Consider the following 517-nt stretch of genomic DNA (forward strand, 5'->3'; position numbering starts at 1 on the left):
CGGTCAAATTGACGCCGCAACAGATCGTAACGCTGACGGACGAAATCACCCCGGGCATGAACCTGCATTAATTCGCTTGCGCGCCCCCGGGTGCAGGCGCATCCTCGCCCTGGGGAGATCTACGATGGCGAGTCGGCGTTCAAAAGCGCCCGCGCCGGGCGTTCCGCTGGGCGAAACACTTGTCGCGGCCGGACTTGCACCGGAATTGGCCGAGCCTCTTGTGGCGATGCCGCACAAGGTGGTCGAAGTCGATCCCCGCCGCCCCTTCCGCGAACCGGGCGTACCACGCGACGAAGTCATGTTCGTCCGCTCGGGCATCTTGTCCAAGTTCAAGACCGATCCCGCCGGGCGCCGCCAGATCGTCGCGCTGCGCTTTCCCGGCGAAGGCATTTTGCCCCATGCCGGACGAACCGACTACGGCATCCAGGCGATCGTCCGCAGCGAGGTGATGATCGGGCGCGCCGAAGATTTCGACCCGATCGTCGAGGCCCATCCGGACATGCAGCGATTCTTCTGG

The 517-nt window shown here is 64.6% G+C and carries 1 protein-coding gene; it reads left to right on the forward strand.

The genetic code is table 11. The annotated features are described in order from the left end of the window. Window positions 1-124: 124 nt before the first annotated feature. The coding region (locus tag ABD998_RS17760; protein ID WP_345442398.1) for a Crp/Fnr family transcriptional regulator at window positions 125-517 on the forward strand (393 nt) is incomplete at its 3' end.

Origin of the sequence: Microbacterium gilvum (assembly GCF_039543865.1) — a bacterium.
GTDB lineage: Bacteria > Actinomycetota > Actinomycetes > Actinomycetales > Microbacteriaceae > Microbacterium > Microbacterium gilvum.